Consider the following 5,507-nt stretch of genomic DNA (forward strand, 5'->3'; position numbering starts at 1 on the left):
GGCCGGGTGCAGGCCTGGGTCGTCGGGCCCGGCCTCGGCACCCGGCAAGGCCGGCCGTGAGGTCCTCGTGGACGTGCTCGCCGCCCGACGTCCCCGTCTGCCCGACGCCGACGCCATCACCCTGCTGGCCGGCGACCCCACCCTGTGGGACGCCCGGGATCCCGAGACCCCCCTCGTGCTCACCCCGCACGACCGTGAGTTCGCCCGCCTCGCCGGCGAGGTCGGCCTCGACCGCATCTCCGCCGCCCGCCGCGCCGCCGCCCGCTTCCACGCCGTGGTGCTGCTCAAGGGCCACTCCACCGTCGTCGCCGCCCCCGACGGCCGCGTGCTGGTCAGCCAGTCCCGCTCCTCCTGGCCCGCCACCGCCGGCTCCGGCGACGTCCTCTCCGGCCTCATCGGCGCCCTGCTGGCCGCCGGCGAGGACCCTTGGCTGGCCGCCGGCTGCGCCGCCTACGTCCACGAGCTCGCCGCCGACCTCGCCGCCGACGGCGCCCCCGCCCCCGCCTCCCACCTCCAGGCCGCCATCTCCGACGCCATCCGCGCTGTGCTTTCTCCGCGCGTCCCGCGCGGGGAGAGGTCGCTGAAGATCCGGTCTCTTCGCCTAGTCCGGAAAAATCGCTGAAAAGACGCGATTTTCCCGGCCCGCGGCTTCAGAGACCGGCGCGACCTCGCGGGCCCCAAACGGGTCACCGCGCGGCACCGGCACCCCGGCTTATGTCACCATGAACGGCGTTATGGCTGATCAGCACAATCCCCTGCCGCGGGCCGAGGTCCGGATCGACCTCGACGCCGTGAAGCACAACGTCGAGCTGCTGACGCGGCTGGCGGGGTCCTCCGGCGCGCAGACGATGGCCGTGGTGAAGGCGGACGGATACGGGCACGGCGCGGTCGCGGTGGGCAACGCGGCGCTGGCGGCGGGGGCGTCGTGGCTGGGGGTGGCCTCGGTCGACGAGGCGCTGGCCCTGCGGGCGGCGGGCATCCAGGGGCGCATCTTCTGCTGGCTGCACACGGTCGACGACAACTTCGGCCCGGCGGTCGAGGCGGGGATCCACCTGTCGGTGTCCTCGCTGCGCCAGCTGTGGGCCGTGAACTCGGCGGCCAGGGCGGTGGGCACGGAGGCGAGGATCCACCTCAAGATCGACACCGGCCTGACCCGGGGCGGCTGCCAGCCGGCGGACTGGCCCACGCTGGTGGAGGCGGCGGCGAGCGCCCACGACGAGGGGACCGTGGAGATCGCGGCGGTGTGGTCGCATCTGGCCAACGCCGACGAGCCCGGGCACCCTTCGATGGACCTCCAGGCGGCCCGCCTGGACGAGGCCTACAAGGTGGCGCTGGAGGCGGGCCTGCACCCGATTCGGCACCTGGCCAACTCGGCGGCCACGCTGAGCCGTCCGGACCTGCACTTCGACCTGGTCCGCCCGGGCATCGCGGTGTACGGCCTGAATCCGCTGCCGGGCGACTCGGACCTGAAACCGGTGATGACGTTCCGCTCCTCGGTGTCGCTGGCCCGCCGGGTGCCGGCCGGTGAATCCGTGTCGTACGGCCACATCTGGACGGCGGAGCGGGACACGAACCTGGCGCTGGTCCCGGTCGGCTACGCGGACGGCGTGCCGCGGGCGTTGTCCGGGAACATGGAGGTCTGGCTGGGCGGCGCCCGCCGGCCGGTGGTGGGCCGGGTCTGCATGGACCAGATCGTGGTGGACTGCGGCGACGACCCGATCACCGACGGGGACGAGGTCGTCCTGTTCGGCCCGGGTGACGAGGGCGAGCCGACGGCCCGGGAGTGGGCCGACAAGACCGGCACGATCGACTACGAGATCGTGACCGGCATGTACCGACCGAGAGTGCGGCGTTTTTTTCTTTCGGCGGCCGTCGGTGAGGCCGTGGATGAAGGCCGCCGGGGTGACCGGCGGCGTGGTGGGTTGGGCGGCGACGGGCCTGGTCCTTTTTTTTTGCGGCGCAGAACGCCCGCATCGCCCGGCAGCGCCGCGACACCGACGACCCGCACGAGGACGAGCCGTTAGGCCAGTTACGCCCGAGTCGTGAATGCACTGTGGCCGCCGACGACGGCGTGCCGATCGCGTGCGAAGAGGTGGACCCCGAAGACGGCGGCGCGCCGGTGATGACCGTGGTGCTGGTGCACGGCTTCGTGCTTGACCGCCGCTGCTGGCACTTCCAGCGCCGCGACCTGGCCAAGATGATCGATCCTCGGGTTCGCCTGGTGCTGTACGACCAGCGCAGCCACGGCCGTTCGGGCCGGGCCACCGCCGAGTCCAGCACCATCGAGCAGCTGGGCCACGACCTCGACTCCGTGCTCCGCGCGCTGGTGCCGAAGGGCCCGCTCGTGCTGGTGGGTCATTCCATGGGCGGCATGACGATCATGGCCCTGGCCGAGCAGCAGCCCGAGCTGTTCGTGGACCGGGTCCGCGGCGTGGCCCTGATCGGCACCTCTGCCGGCGACGTCGGCGCGTCCGGCCTGCCCCGCCCGCTGCTGTCCCGGCACAACCCGGCGACGCGCGGCCTCGGCCTGCTGGCCAACTGGCAGCCCAGCCTGGTCGAGTGGGCCCGCCGGGCCGGCGGCCACATCACCTGGAGCGCCATCCGCGGCCTGGCCTTCGGCGACCGCAAGGTCAGCCCGGCGCTGGTCGACCTCATGGAGACGATGATCGACCGGACCTCCCTGGCGGCCATCACCGACTTCGTCCGTACCCTGGGATCCCACAACCGCTACGCGGCGCTGGCCGGGCTGCGGCACTGCAAGGTGCTCGTGCTCAGCGGAGACGCCGACAGGCTCACGCCGTTCCGGCATGCCGAGGCGATCGCCGCCGAGCTGCCGGACGCCGAGCTGGTCAGGGCCGACGGCGCGGGGCACATGGTGATGCTGGAGGAGGCCGACCTGGTCACCGGTCACCTGGTGGACCTGGTGCGCAGCTGCGCGGACGGCGAGACGACTGGACGGCGATGGTGGAAACGAGCGTGAAGGAACTCCGGCTGCCGGTGGAGGCGGACACGGTCGAGTTCGGCCGGCGGCTGGGCGGTCTACTGCGGGCGGGTGACCTGGTGCTGCTGTCCGGCCCGCTCGGCGCGGGCAAGACGGCCATGACCAGGGGCATCGCCGAAGGCCTCGGCGTGCGGGGCCGAGTCAGCTCGCCGACGTTCGTCATCGCCCGTGAGCATCGGGCCGGCGAGCGCGGCGTCGCCCTTGTGCACGTCGACGCCTACCGCCTGGGTGGGCACCTCGACGAGCTGGACGACCTGGACCTGGACACCGAGCTGGTCGACGCGGCCGTGGTCGTGGAGTGGGGCGAGGGCGTCGCCGAACGCCTCTCCGACGACCACCTGCTGATCCGCCTCACCCGCCTCGACGACGACGTCCGGCTGGCGGAGCTCCACCCGCAGGGTAGCTGGACCACCCGCGACCTCCCCTAGTTTTTGCCACATGCGCTTCCCATTTGCGCCCTGGTGACACATGGGAAGCGCATGTGACAAAAAGGGCGCTTAGGGGAGAGCGCGCTTGGTAACCTTGCCGAGTTCGTTGCGAGGCAAGGAATCGACAAAATTCACCGCTCGCGGCCGCTTGTGCGGGGTGAGCAGCCGAGCCACGTGGTCGATCAGCTCCTGAGCGTCCGGGGCCGACGCGGCCGGCACCACCCAGGCCACGATGCGCTCGCCCAGGTCGTCGTCGGGGCGGCCGGCCACCGCGACCTCGGCCACGCCGGGGTGCTCCAGCAGGGCGTTCTCGATCTCGCCGGCGCCGATCTTGAAGCCGCCGCTCTTGATGATGTCGGTGGCCCGGCGGCCGACGATGCGGATGTAGCCGTCGGCGGCGCGGGTGGCCATGTCGCCGGTGCGGAACCAGCCGTCGTGCATGGCCTCGGCGGTCGCCTCGGGACGGTTGAGGTACTCCAGGAACAGGTTGGGCCCGCGCACCTCGATCTCGCCGATGGTGGCGTCGTCGCTCACCTCGATGACCGAGCCGGCGTCGTCCACGAGCCGCACCTCCACCCTGTCCACCGGCAGACCGACGGTGCCCGGCCGACGCTCGCCCCAGGCCCGGACGCTGCAGTTCATCAGTGTCTCGGTCATGCCGTAGCGCTCCACGATCCGCTGCCCGGTGGCCTGGGAGATGCGCTCGTGCAGGCTGGCCGGCAGCGGGGCGGAACCCGACACCAGCAGCCGGGCCTGCGAGATCTGCTTGGCCAGCCCCGGATCGGCCTCCACGTCGGCGGCGAGCCGGCTGTACATGGTGGGGACGCCGAACATCATCGTCGCCGGGCCGGCCAGCTTGGCCCCGGCCGCCGCCGCGCTGAACTTGCCCATGTGGTGCGAAGATCCGCCGCGCCGCAGCGGCCCGAGCACTCCGACCACAAGCCCGTGCACGTGGAAGATCGGCAGCGCGTGCGTCACGACGTCGGCGGCCGTCCACTCCCACGCCGCCGACAGCGAGTCCAGGTTGGACGCGATCGCCCGGCGTGGCAGGACCACGCCCCTTGGGCGGACCGGTGGTGCCGGAGGTGTAGACGATGAACGCCGGCGCCTCCTCGTCCGGCTCGGGCGGCAGCCCGTCGGAACGTACGGAGAGGTCGACATCCAGCCGCGGCAGCGCGGCCAGGCCGCCGGGCAGCTCGACGCCCGGGGCGGCCAGCACCTGGGCCGGCGCGCTGTCGCCGAGGATGTGCTCAAGCTCGCGTTCGCCGACCTTGGGGTTGATCGGCACCACCGCGGCGCCGGCCGCCAGCGCCCCGACCACCGCCGCGCAGGTCTCCAGCGTCGGCGTCGCCCATACCGCCACCCTGGCCCCGACCAGCCGTTTCGCGATCGCCGCCGCCACGCCGGCGAGCTCGCGGTAGGTCAGTTTTCGGTCGCCGAAGACCAGTGCGTCGGCGTCCGTCGGGTCGGCCAGAGCCGGCAGCAACATCCCATCAACCCCTCGCGTCGAAGTGCCTTCCGATGATGGTCGTACCCTTGACGACCGTGCTAGTGCTTGCGATCGACACCGCGACCCCCGCCGTCACCGCCGGAGTGGGCAGCTCGACGCCGACGCGACGCCGCGCACGCTGGCGCAGCGCATCACCGTCGACGCCAAAGCCCATGGTGAGCTGCTGATTCCCCATCTGCGCGAGGCGCTGGCCGAGGCCGGCAAGACCATGGCCGACGTCGACGCCCTCGTCTGCGGCAGCGGCCCCGGCCCGTTCACCGGCCTCCGTGTCGGCATGGTCACAGCGGCCTCCCTGGGGCAGGCCCTGGGCAAGCCGGTGTACCCGGTGCCCACGGTCGACGCCATCGCCATCGAGGCGCGAACCGGCCACGGCCTGCTCGTCGCCACCGACGCCCGCCGCCGCGAGGTCTACTGGGCGGCCTACGACGCCGAGGGCCGCCGCACCGAGGGCCCGCACGTCGAGAAGCCGGCCGACCTGGTCGAGAAGCTGCCGTCGCTGGGCGTCGCGAGCGCCGCCGGGCAGGGCGCCGAGATGTACGCCGACGTGCTGTACCTGCCGATCGTGCTG

Annotated in this window: 3 protein-coding genes and 3 pseudogenes; 5 read left to right on the top strand and 1 reads right to left on the bottom strand. The window is 72.7% G+C overall.

The window, feature by feature from the left end:
• The 4 genes and pseudogenes from KUTG_RS30325 to tsaE all read left to right on the top strand — a co-directional run.
• A pseudogene (locus tag KUTG_RS30325) lies at positions 1-622 on the top strand (NAD(P)H-hydrate dehydratase); the annotation flags it as partial.
• 112 nt (positions 623-734) lie between these two features.
• Positions 735-2,024: an alanine racemase gene (gene alr, locus KUTG_RS56795; protein WP_232241034.1), complete on the top strand. Its 1,290-nt coding sequence runs from the start codon at positions 735-737 to the stop codon at positions 2,022-2,024.
• A pseudogene (locus KUTG_RS30335) lies at positions 1,955-2,980 on the top strand (alpha/beta fold hydrolase); the annotation flags it as partial. The gene alr and the pseudogene KUTG_RS30335, both read left to right, overlap by 70 nt.
• Positions 2,962-3,429: a tRNA (adenosine(37)-N6)-threonylcarbamoyltransferase complex ATPase subunit type 1 TsaE gene (gene tsaE, locus KUTG_RS30340; RefSeq protein WP_043721606.1), complete on the top strand. Its 468-nt coding sequence runs from the start codon at positions 2,962-2,964 to the stop codon at positions 3,427-3,429. The pseudogene KUTG_RS30335 and the gene tsaE, both read left to right, overlap by 19 nt.
• Positions 3,430-3,498: 69 nt before the next feature.
• Here tsaE and KUTG_RS30345 read toward each other — a convergent pair.
• Positions 3,499-4,918: pseudogene (locus KUTG_RS30345) on the bottom strand (acyl-CoA synthetase).
• A gap of 22 nt (positions 4,919-4,940) precedes the next feature.
• Between KUTG_RS30345 and tsaB the strand changes: the two are divergent.
• Positions 4,941-5,507: tRNA (adenosine(37)-N6)-threonylcarbamoyltransferase complex dimerization subunit type 1 TsaB (gene tsaB, locus KUTG_RS30350; RefSeq protein WP_084579974.1), on the top strand; the 567-nt coding region annotated here is incomplete at its 3' end.

The sequence above is a fragment of the Kutzneria sp. 744 genome (genome assembly GCF_000568255.1).
GTDB lineage: Bacteria > Actinomycetota > Actinomycetes > Mycobacteriales > Pseudonocardiaceae > Kutzneria.

What these genes read in the sequence shown, in the direction of transcription:
- tsaE (WP_043721606.1), top strand. Translation starts at nt 2,962, where the DNA reads ATGGTGGAAACGAGCGTGAAGGAACTCCGGCTGCCGGTGGAGGCGGAC.
- alr (WP_232241034.1), top strand. Translation starts at nt 735, where the DNA reads ATGGCTGATCAGCACAATCCCCTGCCGCGGGCCGAGGTCCGGATCGAC.